At 37.0% G+C, this 17,872-nt stretch carries 15 protein-coding genes and 1 tRNA gene; all 16 read right to left on the minus strand.

All coding sequences use genetic code 11. The annotated features are described in order from the left end of the window. Positions 1-108 precede the first annotated feature (108 nt). The 16 genes from EG342_RS02205 to tuf all read right to left on the minus strand — a co-directional run bounded on the left by EG342_RS02205 (position 109) and on the right by tuf (position 17,865). Positions 109-1,659: a hypothetical protein gene (locus tag EG342_RS02205; protein ID WP_103291906.1), complete on the minus strand. Its 1,551-nt coding sequence runs from the start codon at positions 1,657-1,659 to the stop codon at positions 109-111. Between the two features lie 54 nt (positions 1,660-1,713). Beyond that, positions 1,714-5,535, minus strand: coding sequence for a DNA-directed RNA polymerase subunit beta (rpoB, locus tag EG342_RS02210; RefSeq protein ID WP_103291905.1), 3,822 nt, complete (start codon positions 5,533-5,535; stop codon positions 1,714-1,716). Between the two features lie 442 nt (positions 5,536-5,977). Continuing rightward, the gene (locus EG342_RS02215; protein WP_103291904.1) at positions 5,978-8,575 is read right to left on the minus strand and encodes a T9SS type A sorting domain-containing protein; all 2,598 of its coding nucleotides are present in this window, start codon (positions 8,573-8,575) and stop codon (positions 5,978-5,980) included. Positions 8,576-8,605: 30 nt separating this feature from the next. Continuing rightward, a complete protein-coding gene (locus EG342_RS02220; RefSeq protein ID WP_103291903.1) occupies positions 8,606-9,739 on the minus strand; it encodes a hypothetical protein in 1,134 nt (377 codons plus the stop codon). Between the two features lie 124 nt (positions 9,740-9,863). After that, positions 9,864-10,325: a hypothetical protein gene (locus tag EG342_RS02225; RefSeq protein WP_123892195.1), complete on the minus strand. Its 462-nt coding sequence runs from the start codon at positions 10,323-10,325 to the stop codon at positions 9,864-9,866. 319 nt (positions 10,326-10,644) lie between these two features. Beyond that, positions 10,645-11,010, minus strand: coding sequence for a 50S ribosomal protein L7/L12 (gene rplL, locus EG342_RS02230; RefSeq protein ID WP_007845452.1), 366 nt, complete (start codon positions 11,008-11,010; stop codon positions 10,645-10,647). A 46-nt stretch (positions 11,011-11,056) separates the two neighbouring features. Continuing rightward, entirely contained in the window at positions 11,057-11,641 is a 585-nt protein-coding gene (gene rplJ / locus EG342_RS02235) for a 50S ribosomal protein L10 (protein WP_103291901.1), read from the minus strand. A 17-nt stretch (positions 11,642-11,658) separates the two neighbouring features. Next, entirely contained in the window at positions 11,659-12,351 is a 693-nt protein-coding gene (gene rplA / locus EG342_RS02240) for a 50S ribosomal protein L1 (protein WP_103291900.1), read from the minus strand. Between the two features lie 11 nt (positions 12,352-12,362). Next, positions 12,363-12,809: a 50S ribosomal protein L11 gene (rplK, locus tag EG342_RS02245; protein WP_103291899.1), complete on the minus strand. Its 447-nt coding sequence runs from the start codon at positions 12,807-12,809 to the stop codon at positions 12,363-12,365. 258 nt (positions 12,810-13,067) lie between these two features. Then, positions 13,068-13,736, minus strand: coding sequence for a hypothetical protein (locus EG342_RS02250; RefSeq protein ID WP_103291898.1), 669 nt, complete (start codon positions 13,734-13,736; stop codon positions 13,068-13,070). 6 nt (positions 13,737-13,742) lie between these two features. Then, on the minus strand, positions 13,743-14,390 hold the full coding sequence (locus EG342_RS02255; protein ID WP_103291897.1) for a hypothetical protein: 648 nt from the start codon (positions 14,388-14,390) through the stop codon (positions 13,743-13,745). A 12-nt stretch (positions 14,391-14,402) separates the two neighbouring features. Continuing rightward, on the minus strand, positions 14,403-15,023 hold the full coding sequence (locus tag EG342_RS02260) for a hypothetical protein (RefSeq protein WP_103291896.1): 621 nt from the start codon (positions 15,021-15,023) through the stop codon (positions 14,403-14,405). Positions 15,024-15,747: 724 nt separating this feature from the next. Continuing rightward, entirely contained in the window at positions 15,748-16,290 is a 543-nt protein-coding gene (gene nusG, locus EG342_RS02265; protein ID WP_002976412.1) for a transcription termination/antitermination protein NusG, read from the minus strand. A 19-nt stretch (positions 16,291-16,309) separates the two neighbouring features. Beyond that, positions 16,310-16,516 carry a preprotein translocase subunit SecE gene (gene secE, locus EG342_RS02270; protein WP_045501119.1) on the minus strand — a complete coding sequence of 69 codons (207 nt, stop codon included), beginning with the start codon at positions 16,514-16,516 and terminating at the stop codon, positions 16,310-16,312. 12 nt (positions 16,517-16,528) lie between these two features. Then, positions 16,529-16,599, minus strand: a tRNA-Trp gene (locus tag EG342_RS02275). A gap of 54 nt (positions 16,600-16,653) precedes the next feature. After that, positions 16,654-17,865 carry an elongation factor Tu gene (tuf, locus tag EG342_RS02280; protein ID WP_103291895.1) on the minus strand — a complete coding sequence of 404 codons (1,212 nt, stop codon included), beginning with the start codon at positions 17,863-17,865 and terminating at the stop codon, positions 16,654-16,656. Positions 17,866-17,872: the final 7 nt, after the last annotated feature.

Raw genomic sequence — 17,872 nt, forward strand, 5'->3', positions numbered from 1 at the left:
TATTCTTTATTTCTAAATCTTTTATTTTAATATTTTTTTCTTAGCTTCAAACGGATAAATCATTTATCCCGATTGAACACTTAACAAGCATCAAAGAGCAAACTTTATCTATTGTTCTTTTTTAAGCTTCAGCAATATTACAGTATCATAGTCCGGCTGCCATACTTTAAGAGGGTTAGGAAAAGTTGTAACAAGATCGAAATCCGTTATCTGTATTTTACTAACATTCTTCTTTAGAAAACTGCTTCTAGCTCTATAAGAAACAGTACCTTTTTCATTAACAGCCTCAATTCCTATGAATGTCATCGTTCCTTTTTTCTGAAATCCCGCTGGCAGTAAAACATATTGAATATTATTCTCCGCCAGATATTTTTCAAAAGGTAATGATGTAATCTTTCCAAAAAAGCTTTTATCTGCTACCAGTCCATCCGCTGGGATGATCTGCAGATCTGAATAAAATGCTAATTTCCCTGGCATATCATAGGTAAAAACCCTTGATCCTGCCGGAAGATTTTTCTTCAGATCTTCTGCAATACTTTGTACCTTATCTTTTTTGACTTCTCTTATTTCTTCATTATCTCCTCCTGCATTATATCCTAAACTCATATTCGTATTGGCCTTTACATAAGAAACAGAACTCAAAAAAGCAGTACAGCCTATCAGTAAAACTCCTATTGTTATACTGCTTTGTTTAATACTGAACTTTCGTAAACATACATTTACAATATCATTCAGCATAAAGGCCACAGCCAACATCTGCATTACAAAATACCACTGTCCGATCTGTGACTGAAAGTATAGGTTATATAATAACTGTACGACAGCCCCAGCAATGAAGTATAATTTTAATTTTCTAAAATCAACCTTCACAAAGGAAAGTAATATTGCATACAATACATTTGAAACAAGAAAGATGGTTCCCCACAAATTTCCAAAAACAGAACCTTCAGCATAGGGAAAACTTGATTTTATTCTCCCACTTATCGGAACCATATTCCCAAATTCAAATTTATTGTACAGTAAGTATCCGCCAACAAGCACGATACAAACTCCTGCAGCTTTTATCAGGTCTCCCATTTTGGGCCTTGTATCACCGGATAAACAATATAATCCTAAAAATATCAGGACAAAAGCATTGTCTAGCCGGGATAAAAACACCATACTGGTTGCAAGTCCCAGAAGCCATCCGTTTACTGATTTGCCTTTTATCAGCAAGTTGAGCAGTAATGCAATGCAAAATAAATTAAGGTGCGCCTCTGTTAAATATAAAGTTCCAACTGAGAAAAAAACCAACGCCAAAAATCCTACTCCAGCTATTTTCCCAATTCCTCCGTCTTTAAACAAAGGCTGCAGATATTTTATGCTTAAAAAGAACAATATAATTTGTATCAGCCATAGTATATAAATCATTTCCTGTTTAGGAATAGGTATTATAAAATCTGAAATGATACACACCACCATCCACAAGGGATGAAAACCATTTGTAGGATAAATATCGTTGAATTTAAAGCCTAGTCCGTTCACAAAATTATGGGCTATTTGCGGATAAAAGAATCCGTCGTCAGCTGGAAATTTTGCAGGGCTCAACAAAAAAAACAAGGCTGGAATCGCAAAAAGCAAGTATCCGTATTTTTCTGTTTTGCCTAAATTCTGAAACATTATACTTTTAAAAATGATGTATGGTTAAAGTTTGTTCTAATTAAAAGATTTAATTTATTCCTCCAATCTTACGTCTAATCCAAGACCTTGTAACTCGTGAAGTAATACGTTGAATGATTCCGGAATACCTGGTTCAGGCATAGATTCACCCTTAGCAATTGCTTCATAAGTTTTTGCTCTACCAATCACGTCATCCGACTTCACAGTCAAGATTTCTCTTAGGATGTTTGATGCACCGAATGCTTCAAGTGCCCAAACCTCCATCTCTCCGAATCTCTGACCACCGAACTGAGCTTTACCTCCTAACGGCTGCTGAGTAATCAATGAGTAAGGTCCGATAGAACGTGCGTGCATCTTATCATCAACCATGTGTCCTAGTTTCAACATGTAGATAATACCTACCGTTGCAGCCTGAGTAAATCTTTCTCCGGTACCACCATCATAAAGGTGAGTGTGACCGAATTTAGGAAGTCCTGCTTTCTCTGTATATTCAGTAATCTGATCAAGAGTTGCTCCGTCGAAGATTGGCGTAGCGAACTTCATACCCAGCTTCTGACCAGCCCATCCAAGAACTGTTTCATAGATCTGACCGATGTTCATACGAGAAGGTACCCCAAGTGGATTCAATACGATATCTACCGGTGTTCCATCCTCAAGGAACGGCATATCTTCTTCACGAACGATTCTTGAAACGATACCTTTGTTACCGTGACGTCCTGCCATTTTATCCCCTACATTCAGTTTACGTTTCTTAGCGATGTAAACTTTAGCTAACTTCATGATACCTGCTGGTAGCTCATCTCCGATTGAAATTGCAAATTTCTCACGGTTTTTAACTCCCTGGATGTCGTTATATTTGATTTTGTAATTGTGAATCAATTGTTTGATCAACTCATTCTTGTCAGCATCAACAGTCCAATCTGCACCACTAACGTTTACATAATCTTCAACTGAAGTCAATAATTTGTGAGTGAACTTTACCCCTTTACCGATGATTTCTTCGTCAAGGTCGTTTTGTACCCCTTGAGAAGTTTTACCGCTTACCAGTGTATTTAATTTTTCAATTAAAGTGTTTCTCAACTCATCGAACTTAGCCTTGTAAGTGTTTTCAATTTCTTCAAGTCTAAGTTTCTCTTCAGTTCTTTTCTTTTTGTCTTTAATATTTCTGGAGAACAATTTCTTGTTGATAACAACCCCTCTTAATGAAGAGTCGGCTTTTAATGATGCATCTTTTACATCACCAGCTTTATCACCGAAGATTGCTCTAAGAAGTTTCTCTTCAGGAGTCGGGTCAGATTCACCTTTTGGAGTAATTTTACCAATCATGATATCTCCAGGCTTCACTTCAGCACCGATTCTGATCATACCGTTCTCGTCAAGATCTTTAGTAGCTTCTTCAGAAACGTTTGGAATATCTGCTGTCAATTCTTCCATACCTAATTTGGTATCACGAACCTCTAGTGAATATTCATCTACGTGAATTGAAGTAAACCAGTCTTCACGAACAACTTTTTCGTTGATTACGATTGCATCCTCAAAGTTGTACCCTTTCCAAGGCATGAACGCTACTACTAAGTTTCTACCAAGAGCTAATTCTCCTTTTTCAGTAGCATATCCGTCGCAAAGTACTTGTCCTTTCTCCACTACATCACCTACTCTTACGTTTGGTCTTAGCGTGATCGTCGTACTCTGGTTAGTTTTTCTAAACTTAGTAAGTTTGTATGTTTTAGTAGCGGACTCGAATTGTACTAAATCTTCGTCATCGCTTCTTTCATATTTAATAACGATTCTGTCAGCATCTACGTACTCTACAGTACCTGTACCTTCAGCGTTAATTAAGATTCTTGAGTCTCTTGCAACTTGTTGCTCAAGCCCTGTACCAACGATTGGAGCCTGTGGCTTCAATAGAGGAACGGCCTGACGCATCATGTTAGATCCCATCAATGCACGGTTCGCATCATCATGCTCCAGGAATGGAATTAATGAAGCGGAAATACCAGAGATCTGGTTTGGTGCAACGTCGATAAGGTTAACCTGAGCTGGTTCAACTACCGGGTAGTCACCATCTAATCTTGCAATAATTCTGTCTGTTAAGAAGTCACCATTATCACTCAATTCAACGTTTGCCTGAGCAATTACTTTATCTTCTTCGTCTTCTGCATTTAAGTAAATAGGATCAGCGTTAAGATTAATCTTACTGTCTTCTACTTTTCTATATGGAGTTTCGATGAAACCAAGTCTGTTGATTTTAGCATAAATACCTAGAGATGAAATCAAACCGATGTTTGGTCCTTCCGGAGTTTCAATCGGACAAATTCTTCCGTAGTGAGTATGGTGAACGTCACGAACCTCGAAACCTGCTCTTTCTCTTGATAAACCACCAGGCCCTAGTGCAGATAATCTTCTCTTGTGAGTGATCTCTGATAGAGGGTTGGTTTGGTCCATGAACTGAGATAGCTGGTTGGTACCGAAGAACGAGTTAATTACAGATGTTAAAGTCTTAGCGTTAACAAGGTCAAGTGGAGTAAAGATTTCGTTATCTCTAACGTTCATTCTCTCCTTGATTGTTCTTGCAATTCTTGAAAGACCTACTCCGAATTGTCCTGCTAATTGCTCACCAACAGTTTTAATTCTTCTGTTTGATAAGTGGTCAATATCATCAACATCAGTTTTTGAGTTTACCAACTCAATTAAGTGTCTTACAATGGCAATAATATCTTCTTTTGTAAGAACTTCAGTTGTAGTTGGGATGTTTAGACTTAATTTTTTATTCAATCTGTAACGTCCTACTTCACCTAAAGAGTATCTCTGCTCAGAGAAGAATAATTTTTCAATAATTCCTCTTGCAGTTTCCTCATCTGGTGGATCTGCGTTTCTTAACTGACGATAAATATACTCTACTGCTTCTTTTTCAGAGTTAGTAGGGTCTTTTTGTAATGTATTCTGGATGATAGAGAATTCATTGCTGTTTTCTTTGTGAATCAAGATTGATTTCACACCAGCATCAAGAATAAGATCTAAATGTTCTTTTTCAAGGATCGTCTCTCTATCTAAGATGATTTCGTTTCTTTCGATAGAAACTACTTCACCTGTATCTTCGTCTACGAAGTCTTCGAACCAAGTGTTCAATACTCTCGCAGCCAATGTTCTCCCTTCCACTTTTTTAAGGGCAGCTTTAGAAACTTTCACTTCTTCAGCAAGGTCGAAGATCTGAAGGATGTCCTTATCAGATTCGTAACCGATAGCTCTTAATAAAGTTGTTAATGGTAACTTTTTCTTACGGTCGATATACGCGTACATTACGCTGTTGATATCCGTTGTAAATTCCATCCAAGATCCTTTGAAAGGGATAATTCTTGAATAGTAAAGTTTGGTTCCATTCGCGTGGTAAGTCTGTCCGAAGAATACACCAGGTGAACGGTGAAGCTGCGTAACGATAACTCTTTCTGCACCATTGATGATGAAAGATCCACTAGGCGTCATATAAGGAACCGGACCTAAATATACATCCTGAACCACAGTTTGGAAATCTTCGTGTTCCGGGTCAGTACAGTACAGTTTAAGTCTTGCTTTTAGAGGAACTGAATACGTCAATCCTCTTTCCACACACTCATCGATTGAATAACGTGGAGAATCTACCAGATAGTCTAAGAATTCTAATACGAATTGGTTTCTTGAATCCGTAATTGGGAAATTCTCTTGGAAAGTCTTGTAAAGAGCTTCTGTCTTTCTGGCTTCAGGAAGTGTATCAAGCTGGAAAAATTCTCTGAAAGACTCAATTTGGATATCCAAAAAGTCAGGAGTGATAATTTTTCCTTTCGCTGATGAGAAATTAATTCTCGGATTTCCTTGAGTTGTTGATTTTGTTTTACTCATAAAACTTTTAAGAAAGGGTTAAAAAATATTTTGATTCATTAAAAAATATCAGAAAAGAACAAGAAACAAGGTAAAAAAGTAAAAGGTAAAAGTGTTTTTGGCGCTCACGAAGGACCTTAAAGTTCTTTTAACTTTGCACTTAGCTCTTTCTAACTGCAACACTGGTATATCTTTTCACAGCGTAATGCAAAATATTTTTATACTTTTGAGGCTATATTACCGCAATATCTATAAACGGGAAATCCCTTCCATGCTTTACACAATGAAAGAGTTGATTTTCAGTATTTTATAAATTTACAAACAATTTTTCGCGCCAAAAGAAGGGCAAAGATACAAAAACTTATCCACAATAACAAATAAATCACTCTCATTTTGAGGCAATTAAAATAAAAAGAGCTGCCCAAAAATGGGCAGCCCTCAGCAACACAAGCTTTCTTATCAATTATTTCACAATAACCTTATAAGATTTTACAGTTGATTTAGTTTCTATTTTAATAATATATACTCCTGTAGGTAGTGAAGAAGTATCAATACCTGCATTAGCTTTAAATTTATCTGACTTAAGAATCTGTCCCTGAGCAGAAAATAAGGTATATACTCCTTCCTCCGGTCCCATAATTTTGAGATTTTCTCCAGCTTTTACAGGGTTTGGATAGATTTTCACATCATTTGCAGCATCGGTAATTTCCGAACCGGTGATTTTTGCAGTTGCGCTTAATCCGTTTTTCAACAATGAGGCATAAGGTGAAAGTGGAGAGTTTGGCGCTCCTCTCTTTACAAGATCAGTATCTACAACAGCCTGAATACCATCTTTATCCTTATCATCTATTGTAGAAATAAATCCTCCTCCTAAGGTATCAAGGTTTCCTTTTCCGATTTGATAAAGATCCAGATCTGAACCATTGGACATCACATCAAGGAAGTCGGGCTTATCGTCACCATCCGTATTTTTGATTGCATATTTCAGAATTCCGGAATCAGGAGACGTTTCCAAAATATCTGCAATACCGTTTTTACCTACCGGAATATTGCTGTCGATAATACCATTATGATCCGTATCAATCTGATTGATTACTGATACCGGAATTCCAGATTCAAATAAATCCAAAATACCATCATTATCAGAATCGAGATCAAGATAATTCGGAACCGAATCTCCTAAAACAGGAGTTAATAGAATATCACCCTCGGCATCATCATCCTGGAACTTCCCGTTTTTATCAAAATCTTCAACAGCATCCGGGATACCATCATTATCAGAATCAAGATCACAAGCATCTACGATACCATCGCCATCCGTATCTAATGCAGGAGATTTATCGTTTACTACTGTACATCCTTCAGCACAATCCGGAATACCATTTCCATTGTTATCAATGCTGTCATCTCCTCCGGGACATTTGTCAAAACAATTTGGAACTCCGTCATTATCATCATCTCTGCTTGCAAAAGCATTGTAGATGTAATAGTTCTGAGGAATACGAACAGCAGTACCGCTATTGAAAGTAATTTTAATACGGTTAAAAGGTTTTGTCGCCTTACCTCCCACATAAAATTTATTTGAATTGGTAGTGAAGAAATTTCCACTGATCAGACTTCCTGAGCTGGTAAAGGTATCGGTTGTCGTATTTCCGTTATATAAAGTCACGGTAATGTTTTCAAGAACACTAACCCCGAGAAGGTTCGCTGCTTTTTCCACTGTAAATCCTGCCATTGTATTAGCCGGAAGAGTCGTATTGCTGCTTACGGTGGCATATGAAGAGAAAATACTAAATAATGATGCAGCAGGTATCGTTGCAGTAGCATAATTGGAAGGATTATTATCCACAATTGCTTCGGGATTGATCATTTTGGCAAAAATAAGTCCAAGGAATCCCGGGCCTGATGTCCCGCTGCTTCCCGTCACTAAGTTTCCGGGAACTGAAGAACCGCTTGTCTGGATTTTATCATCACATTCGCAAGAGATCGGCTCTTCGAAAGCATAGTAAACATTTAGTTTTCCTAAATTAAACCCTACTGTTTGAGTAATTTTCAATCGTACTTCGTTAAAAGGCTTTGTCGTAGTTAAAGTAACTTTTTGTTTTCCGGAACCATACCCAAGCACTTTAATATTAATCAAACCACCTCCATCAGACAATTGCTTTGAATCCTGAAGCTGCCCGAATAAATAGGTTTCAATAGTAATATTTTTAAGGAATTCAGCACTTAACAACTTACCCTGATCATCAGGTTCAATGACAAAACCGGTTCTGTTTCCTGCAGGATATACCTGGTTTTTATCCAAAACTCCCACTGAATAAGATCCCAATAAACCTATCGGAAGAACTATTGATCCGTAAGAATTTTTATTTCCATCTCCAATTCTTTCTCTGTTTTGCACATAAGACAGTGGCGCCAGGAAACTACTGCTTCCGGACACGTTGCCATCCACACCACTTCCTGCAATGATATCGTCACAGATACCATTATTATCTGTCGGAACTTTAGCCGGATCAAAAGCAAATGCATAATATACATTCATTGCACTGAATACAGATAGGACATTGGTCTGATATAATCTCACTTCATTAAATTCTTTTGAAGTCTTAAAGTGAAGGAATATTCTGTTTTTATTTCCTCCAAAAGCCGGCACAGACAATAAAGTACTGCTAGTAGTTGTCTCCTGAAGCACTCCGTCTTTATAGGTACTGATTCTCAAAGAACTTAAAAGATCTATGGTAATAAAACTCGTCCCGAGATCTACGTTGAATCCGGTAATATATCCGGCCGGATAAGTGGTATTCTTATTTTTTACAGATATTCCATTTCCACTTAGTAATGAAGCAAAGTTCCCCATGCTTACACTGTTGTCAAGATTAGCATCTACTACAGGATTCATACTTCCGTTATAACACGCTAAACAAATTCCTGAGTTATTTACAGGTTTTGCTTCCACTCCCATCCCACGGATAGGTTCATAGCCTTGTTGTGCCAATACTACGGCAGACATTACGAATGTCATGAGTACTGCGGCCAATTTCATGAATAATTTTTTGGTCATTTTTGTTATTTTATAAGGTTTGTGTTTATTTTAATTGTAAAAAGCTTTCCAGGTACTTCCGTTACAGCCTTCATGCAGTTTAGCAGTTGCATTATAGCGGATAGCTCCTTCTTCAGCTGAAGTACATGAAGAGGTAGGATTGGTAATTCCCTTTATCTGAAGTGCAGCGCCTGTTGCCGTATCTGCTGTAGGAATCATATTAATCCCGACTATTGAATTGTTTCCGTTATTTTTATTGAAAAAGACGTGACTTTTATTGGCGTAAACATTTTGCCCGGCGGCGGCCTGTCCGGAAATCCCAAAAGCTACAGCTTCAAGGCCACCCGCGGTATTTCCTGAGCCGATGGCTATATTATTTGAGGATGCCGTATTTCCGCTTCCGATGGTAATCCCACCGTTATTCGTATTACTATTTCCCACCGTCAATCCAATAATTCCTGTTACTGTGTTCGAGTTTCCCAATACCAGATTATTCGGACCTGTTGCATTATTCGAGTTTCCCAATATTTTAGCACCGTTGGTTGCTTTATTTGCCAAACCAATAGCCACTGCCGGGAAATTTCCCTGTGCAGATACGGTGTTATCTTTTCCTAACGCAATATTAGATGATGTGCTATTTGTCAGAATATTATTTGATCCCCAGGTAAAAGAAGCATAATTGCCTGTCGTACTATTTGAATTTCCTCCCTGCAGAGATCCATTGACATCTAATATTCCTTTCACATTTTTTTGAGTAGCGATTACCAGACTCTGCCCATCAGTTGTCCCAAAGTAATTTCCTGAAGTAATATCTGTACCTAACGTCGCAGTAGTTGCTGTTGTACCTGCATTCCCAACAGTACGCCAATCAACGCTTAAACTTCCCCATTTCGTACCATCGAAATAATAGTAGCCCGGTGATATTACATCTACAGTTTGTCCGGTAGGTGCAGTTTCTGCCACGGTGACATAGACTATTGCTCCTGTTTGTAAAGTGGTGTAGTTTTTAGCTTTAAGCTGCACTCCGGTAAGCCTGGGTGCAATGAAGCCATCTGGTTTATTGACGTTAGCAGGAAATCCGGCCACATCAAAAGTAGCATTGGGCGATCCTGTATTAATCCCAACCTGTGCTATACTTAACGAACTCGCAGATAAAAGTGCGAGAGTGAATAATTTGTTTTTCATGTCTAATGATATTTGTTGTTTTTTTGTGTAAATTTTATGTAGAGACCATCTTCCTCCTGTTCCATTCGAAAGTGAATGAAATAGTGATAATTTTCCTAAGGAATATGAAAGATTGCAGAAATGATTATGATACAGAAATGCTGATCAGCTTATCCGGATTTTTAATAATATATTTAAAACCATCGACCACCTCACAGGCGTATTCTCCGAATTTCTTTCTTTTTCGGGATAACACGACAGCATTATTAAAATTGAAGGAGATCATGGACGTCCAATGTCCGCGAATTTCAATATATTTTAAATCCTTTAGTAAAAGGGAATAAAAATCGTTATCATTATGGGCACCAGGGAAATTGTTCTGGCAAAAGTGATCATTAAGAAATGTGTAAAAGTTACTATTCACTCGTTTGGAATTGCCGGTCAATTTCTTCACTGTTGTTGAAGGTTCTATTTTCAGAAGAGGTTGATAAACAGAATTAGAAACATCTGAAAAACGGGGATGCACATCATTACTGATGCTACCTGTAGCCATTCTCATTGCTACAGATACAGGCTTACTATTTAATTTCCCTACCGTCAGTAGCAATAGTATAAAAACTATCCTACGCGTGCAAGAAAGAAAGTAATTTCTATCCAATTAGTGTTTTTTTCGGTACAAATATAATACATTTTCAATTAAAAACATATTTTGATGATAAAAATTTACATTAAATACGCAAAATGATAAATAAATACAAAAATCATATACAAAAATTGAGAATTAAATAAATATAATAAAATATCAAGATATAAAGAAGAAAAATATTCAAATACTATTATTGATTAAATACTAGATTTACAAGGGTTTATAAACAAAAAAAGCCTGGGCAAATTGCCCAGGCTCTGTATGTATAATACAATTGAAATTATTTCAATTCTACTTCAGCACCAGCTTCTTCTAATTGCTTCTTAAGAGCTTCAGCTTCGTCTTTAGAGATACCAGTTTTGATTGGAGCAGGAGCACCATCTACGATATCTTTAGCTTCTTTAAGACCAGCACCAGTTAAATCTTTTACTAATTTAACGATAGCTAATTTAGAAGCACCTGCAGACTTAAGAATTACGTCGAATTCAGTCTTTTCTTCAGCAGCTTCTCCACCACCTGCAGCAACTACTACAGCAGCAGCAGCTGGCTCAATTCCGTACTCATCCTTAAGGATAGTTGCTAATTCGTTTACGTCTTTTACTGTTAAGTTTACTAGCGTTTCAGCTAAATTTTTTAAATCTGACATTGTTGTAATGTTTTTGTTGATTATTTATTTAATTTTTTGAGTGTAATTATTCAGCACTTGGAGTTTCTTCCGTGCTTTCTGCAGCTGGAGCTTCCGGAGCAGGAGTTTCTTCAACTGCAGGAGCAGCTTCTTCAGCTTTAGCTTCTACCGTTTCAGGTTTGTTTTGAAGAGCAGAAACAACTCTCTGGATTGGAGACTGAAGTAATCCGATGATTTCACCGATCATTTCTTCTCTAGACTTGATGTTAGCCAACATGTCTAGGTTGTTGTCACCAACGTAGAAAGTTTCTTGAACAAAAGCAGACTTTAAAGCTGGCTTTTCTTCTTTCTTTCTGAATCCTTGGATTAATTTCGCAGGAGCGTTAGCTGTATCAGCAATCATTAATGCTGAGTTTCCTTTGAAAGTTGGGAACATTTCAGAGTAATCTACTCCGTCGATTTGTTCCATTGCTTTTTGTAAAAGTGTATTTTTTACAACTTTTACTTTGATATTTTGCTTGAAAGCTTGTCTTCTGAAATCTGAAGATTTACCAGCATTCAAACCTTGTAAATCTGCTACGTATACTACTTTTGCATCCTGAAGCAAATCTTTGATCTCTTGTATTGCTACAACTTTTTGGTCTTTTGTCATTGTCTTAAGGATTATTATTAGTTAACAGATTTAGTATCGATTGCAATACCTGGGCTCATTGTAGAAGACAAATAGATGCTCTTCACATAAGTACCTTTAGCAGCAGTTGGCTTCATTTTGATCAAAGTAGAGATCAATTCCTGAGCATTTTCCTTGATTTTAGCAGCATCGAAAGACACTTTACCAATACCAGCGTGGATAATACCGTATTTATCAACTTTGAAATCAATTTTACCAGCTTTCACTTCAGTTACTGCTTTACCAATTTCCATTGTTACAGTTCCTGATTTAGGGTTAGGCATTAGACCTCTTGGACCTAAAACTCTACCTAATGGACCTAATTTACCCATAACAGCTGGCATAGTAACGATAACGTCAACATCTGTCCAACCATCTTTTATTTTTTGTAAATATTCGTCTAGACCTACATAATCAGCTCCAGCTTCTTTAGCTTCAGCTTCTTTATCCGGTGTTACAAGAGCTAATACTTTAACATCTTTACCAGTACCGTGAGGAAGAGATACAACACCTCTTACCATTTGGTTTGCTTTTCTTGGATCTACTCCTAATCTTACAGCGATATCTACAGAAGCATCAAACTTGGTAGTGTTCACTTCTTTTACAAGAGCTGAACCTTCTTCAAGGTTATAGATTCTTCCTTTTTCTACTTTGCTTAAAGCTTCCTTTTGCTTTTTAGTTAATTTTGCCATTTCTTTAAGTTTTAAGCGTTAAAAGTTGGTTTAGTTCCTGTTACTTTTAATCCCATAGATCTAGCAGTACCTGCAACCATAGAAACTGCAGAATCCATTGTAAAACAGTTAAGATCCGCCATTTTATCTTCAGCGATTTTCTTTACTTGTTCCCAACTTACAGAACCTACTTTATTTCTGTTTGGTTCACCAGAACCTCCCTTGATCTTAGCTGCATCCATTAACTGAATTGCTGCAGGTGGAGTTTTAATAACGAATTCAAAAGATTTGTCTTCGTATACTGTAATTACTACAGGTAAAACTTGCCCTGGCTTATCTTGGGTTCTTCCGTTAAATTGCTTACAAAACTCCATGATGTTCACACCTGCAGAACCCAATGCTGGACCTACTGGTGGAGAAGGGTTAGCTGCGCCACCTTTCACCTGAAGCTTTACCATTTTAAAGACTTTCTTAGCCATTTTAATTTTTTTTAGTTTGAATAATTAATGAGTTTGGAAGCATTTATTATTCAGCAGGTTATGCACTCACATAACAATAAACCTACTTTTCGGACTGCAAAAGTATAAAATATTTTTGAATCTACAAACGGATAACGCTGATTTTTAAAAAGTTTACCGTTTTTTTTTGCAAAACTTCCGAGGAGCAATAAAAGTACTCTTACAGCAAAAGGTCATTACAATAATGACCTTTTACTTTTTTATAGTTACAATGTGTTTTTAAAAACCTGATGGTTTGGTAATCGTTTGTGTTGAACCGTCATTGCCACCAAGATCTGCGTTGACATCATTGATATTTTGTTTTGTAATCAACCTCTTGTAAGCCATCAGATACAAATCAACGGTGAAGTTGTTATACCCTCTGGATGGTGGATTGGTATTGGTCGCAATAATCCTGCTGTCGGTAAATCTTGCTTTAACATGCCACGTTCCATTACTTTTAAAAGCAGTCACTTCAGGAGACCCCTGCTTATTATCGTTAATTCCGTTATCTCCATAGTCGAGCATAACATTGGTGGTTCCATCATTTAACTTAAATGAATAGTTATGAAGCACCACTAAAAAGTTATTGGCATCTATTTTTGTATCATAATCTGTAATTCCTAATCCTGAAACTCCCGTAAGGGTCAGTTTTAAATAATTAAACAATCCACTGCTTTCCAAGTTTGGATCGTATAATTGCAGGCCGTTTTGAGAAGTAGCCAAAAAGCTTCCTCCTGTCATGGTAGGTTCTCCGGGATTTCTCAGATATAATGAATTGGTATAAGATTTACCATTCACATCAAGGGTCTCGGTAGGATTAGCAGTATTGATTCCTACTTTCTTGTTCTGGGCATTCAAAAGTAAACCCAAACACATCATTATTGTGATATAAATTTTTCTTTTCATAGTCTTTTATTGAAGCCCAAGAGGCGTATTAGTTGAAACTCCTGAATACCCCGGAGAAGCCGAGGCAGAAACTGAACCGTTAAAAGTTCCCCAGTCTTTTACAAGAGATCTTTCAAAAACATTCAAAGTAAGTGTCCATGTTCCGTTTTGTGATGAAGCTGTACCAGCTCCTTTAAAACTTAGATTGATGGCGTGATAATTTTTTCCACTGCTGGCAATCTGAGTAATTTCTGTAGAATAAGATCCATATGATTTGGGATTCGTCGTGGTATTGGCTCCCGACACAGCTCCTGCAAAAACAGCTCCTGTAATAGCCACTACATATTTACTTGTCTCTAATCCTGTATTCAGATTAACCACTTCATCCTGTTTAACATTTCTAAGGATCACATTATACATATTCACCGGTGCCACATTACGAAGCGAAATATCTAAAAGTTTAACCTTTCCTACAGGCGAAGTATCTTTTGACCTGGTCAAAAGAAGATAATTTCCGCTTGCTTTTGTGTTTTCGGTGTCTATTATATAAGATTCAACTAAGGTTTCTCCTTCTACATCCAACATCCCTTTTGGAGTAGCGGTATTAATTCCGACCTGAGCTTTCATACCTAAAGAGGCAAAACTCACTAAGAAGATTGCAATATATTTTTTCATACAGTATCTTTTTTATTGAATTAATGGAGCCGAAGCAGCGCCGGTTGTAGAAGCTCCGAGATTTTGAGTGGTGTTAAAGTCTTTAGCGTATGATCTATCAAAAACCAATAAATTAAGGGTCCATACTCCCGTTGGCAAAGAGGCATCCGGTGAGAATCCCTGGTAATCTGCCTTCAGTTTCCATGTTCCTCCTGAAGAGTACGCAAAAATCTGATGCATGGGCGTCACCCAATCTGCGGTATAGGTTCTTGTAGGCTGAGTAAACCCGAAAGATGAAATCACCACCAGAAACTTGTTGGAATTGATCTTTGTATCAAATTGATTTACCCAATCTTTGTCTGAAGGATCACAGGTAATTTTGTATTGAATAAGGTTAATCGGTGCCGGAGAATTAGGTACAAATGAATCATTGTATGCCGTAATTTTATTTTCCGGGGCCGGAGACTTGATAATGAAAGTATAGTTTTCACTAGCTCCCAGCTTTTCCATAGGTTTTTTGAAAACCACTCCTGATGTTTTCATGGTACCATTTACAGTCAATTCCTTTTCCGGATTTACTGTATTAATTCCAACTTGAGCACTGGTAAGCACTATCGTACCTACGAGTAAGATAATCGAAATAATATTAGTCATTGTGTTGCGTGTTTATTTTATAGTTTTCTTATTTATGTTGAAACCTACAGTAATTAAAATAAAAACACAGAGATTCCGTACACTTGTTGTACTGTGCACCAAATAAGAAAAAAATAAAGTTTTATGAATTTGCTGACTGAAGGTTTACAATAAGCATGCCATACAAAAGTAAAACAACAATCAAAAAGGCTTTAAATACAGGGAAAATTACACGTTATCCCGAAGTGGTGATTATTCATACTTAGTCAAAGTGCCATATAGAAGCATTAAACAAAATTTCAGATTTATACTTTTAAATCAAATAAAATATTTGAACTTAAAAAAACTCAACGATAAAAAAATTGAAATAATTTATTTAAACACTCGTTTGACAGTATAAGGAAGACATCACTTTGTTATGTTGTAAAATGAATCGGGTAAAAGTTAAGAGAGAATATAAACTTAGGTGAATATATATATAATTTTACACCATTGTTTCCGAATCTTCGGCTAGATTCTTCATTTCACTTCGTTGTATTCAGAATGACAAACTCATAATAACTAAGATATCAGGATTATTTACTGAAGGTAGAATCCATTTGGTTATTTTTCTTTACATAAGCACAGCCATAACTTCCTCAAAGTCATTACTACTTTCTATTATTCCGTTCTTACGAAGCAGATAATTATCAAACAAAAAAGACCGCTAAAAAAGCGATCTTTTATATTTTTATATAAGTAATTATTATACTTTTTCTACTTGCATGTAGCTTAGCTCCATTGGAGTTTTTCTACCGAAGATCAAAACAGAAACTTCGATTTTCTTTTTGTCTTCAAGAATCTTCTCAACTGTACCATTGAATCCGTTGAAAGGTCCATCGATTACTTTAACGTTTTCACCTACTACATATGGAATTTCCACATCGCTGGCGAATTCTGAAAGCTCATCCATTCTTCCCAACATTCTGTTTACCTCAGATTTTCTCATTGGAACAGGATCACCTCCTTTTGTTAAGCTTAAGAAAGATATAACTCCGGGAATATTCTTGATAACGTGAGGAATCTCTCCCATCAGATCAGCTTCGATCATTAAGTAACCAGGATAGTAAGGTCTTTCTTTAGGAACTTTTTTACCGTTTCTAATCTGAATAACCTTTTCCATAGGAATAACCACTTGAGTAACGTACTGCTCAAACCCTAAACGCTTGATTTCTGTCTCAATATAGTTTTTCACTTTATTTTCCTGTCCGCTGATAGCTTTCAGCACATACCATTTCAATTCGCTCATTATGGGAAAATACTTTTAATTAATTGAACAAGTTGATTAGCATTCCTATGATGTTGCTGATTGATTTAGAAAACAATTCATCAACTCCAAAAGTAAACAATGCCAGAATCACTGTCGCAATAGTCACTACAATAGTAGATGACTGAAGGTCAGCCCACTTTGGCCATTCAACTTTATGTCTGAATTCGTTATAAGAACCTTTTAAAAAATCGACAAATGAACTCATAATTTATATTTGCACGGGCACAAGGATTCGAACCCTGATCAACGGTTTTGGAGACCGGTATCCTACCATTGGACGATGCCCGTAGATAAAAAGCTTCCGAGAGTTTCCTTTCGGAAGCTTTATTTATTTTAAGATGATTAGTCTAGGATTTCAGTAACCTGACCTGAACCAACTGTTCTACCTCCTTCTCTGATCGCAAATCTAAGACCTACGTTAAGAGCGATTGGCTGTAACAATTCTACAGTGATCTCTAAGTTATCTCCTGGCATTACCATTTCTACACCTTCTGGTAAGAAGATCTCACCTGTAACGTCAGTAGTTCTTACGTAGAACTGAGGACGGTACTTGTTGTGGAATGGAGTGTGACGTCCACCTTCTTCCTTAGAAAGGATATAAACAGAAGCTTTGAATTTTTTGTGTGGCTTCACTGAATCTTTCTTAGCGATAACCATACCTCTCTTGATGTCAGTTTTTTCAATACCTCTCAACAATAGACCTACGTTATCTCCAGCTTCACCTCTATCTAGGATCTTTCTGAACATCTCAACTCCTGTAATAGTAGAAGTTAATTTTTCGTCACCCATACCTACGATATCAACTGGATCTCCAGTGTTGATAACACCAGCCTCGATTCTACCAGTTGCTACAGTACCTCTACCTGTAATAGAGAATACATCTTCGATTGGCATCAAGAATGGCTTTTCAGTATCTCTTGGCGGTTGCTCGATCCAAGTATCAACAGCATCCATTAATTCTTCTACGCTTTTGAACCACTTATCTTCAGTGTTAGCAGGAGATGCAGTAGCAGCTGTAAGAGCTCCTAACGCAGAACCTTGAATTACTGGAGAGTTGTCTCCGTCGAAATCATAAGTAGACAATAAGTCTCTAAGTTCCATTTCAACAAGCTCTAATAATTCAGGATCATCTACCATGTCAACTTTGTTCATGAAAACAACGATTCTTGGTACGTTTACCTGACGGCAAAGTAGGATATGTTCTCTAGTCTGAGGCATTGGTCCGTCAGTTGCAGCACATACAACGATAGCTCCATCCATTTGAGCAGCACCAGTTACCATGTTCTTAACATAGTCGGCGTGACCTGGACAGTCAACGTGAGCATAGTGTCTTTTTTCAGTTTCGTATTCGATGTGAGCAGTATTGATAGTAATACCTCTTTCTTTTTCTTCTGGAGCAGAGTCAATTGCAGAGAAGTCTTTTTTCTCAGCAAGACCTTTGCTAGCTAATACAGCAGAAATAGCAGCTGTAAGAGTAGTTTTACCATGGTCAACGTGACCAATAGTACCAATGTTCAAGTGTGGTTTGTTACGATTAAACGTTTCCTTTGCCATGATTTAA

It is taken from the genome of Chryseobacterium lactis (genome assembly GCF_003815875.1).
GTDB lineage: Bacteria > Bacteroidota > Bacteroidia > Flavobacteriales > Weeksellaceae > Chryseobacterium > Chryseobacterium lactis.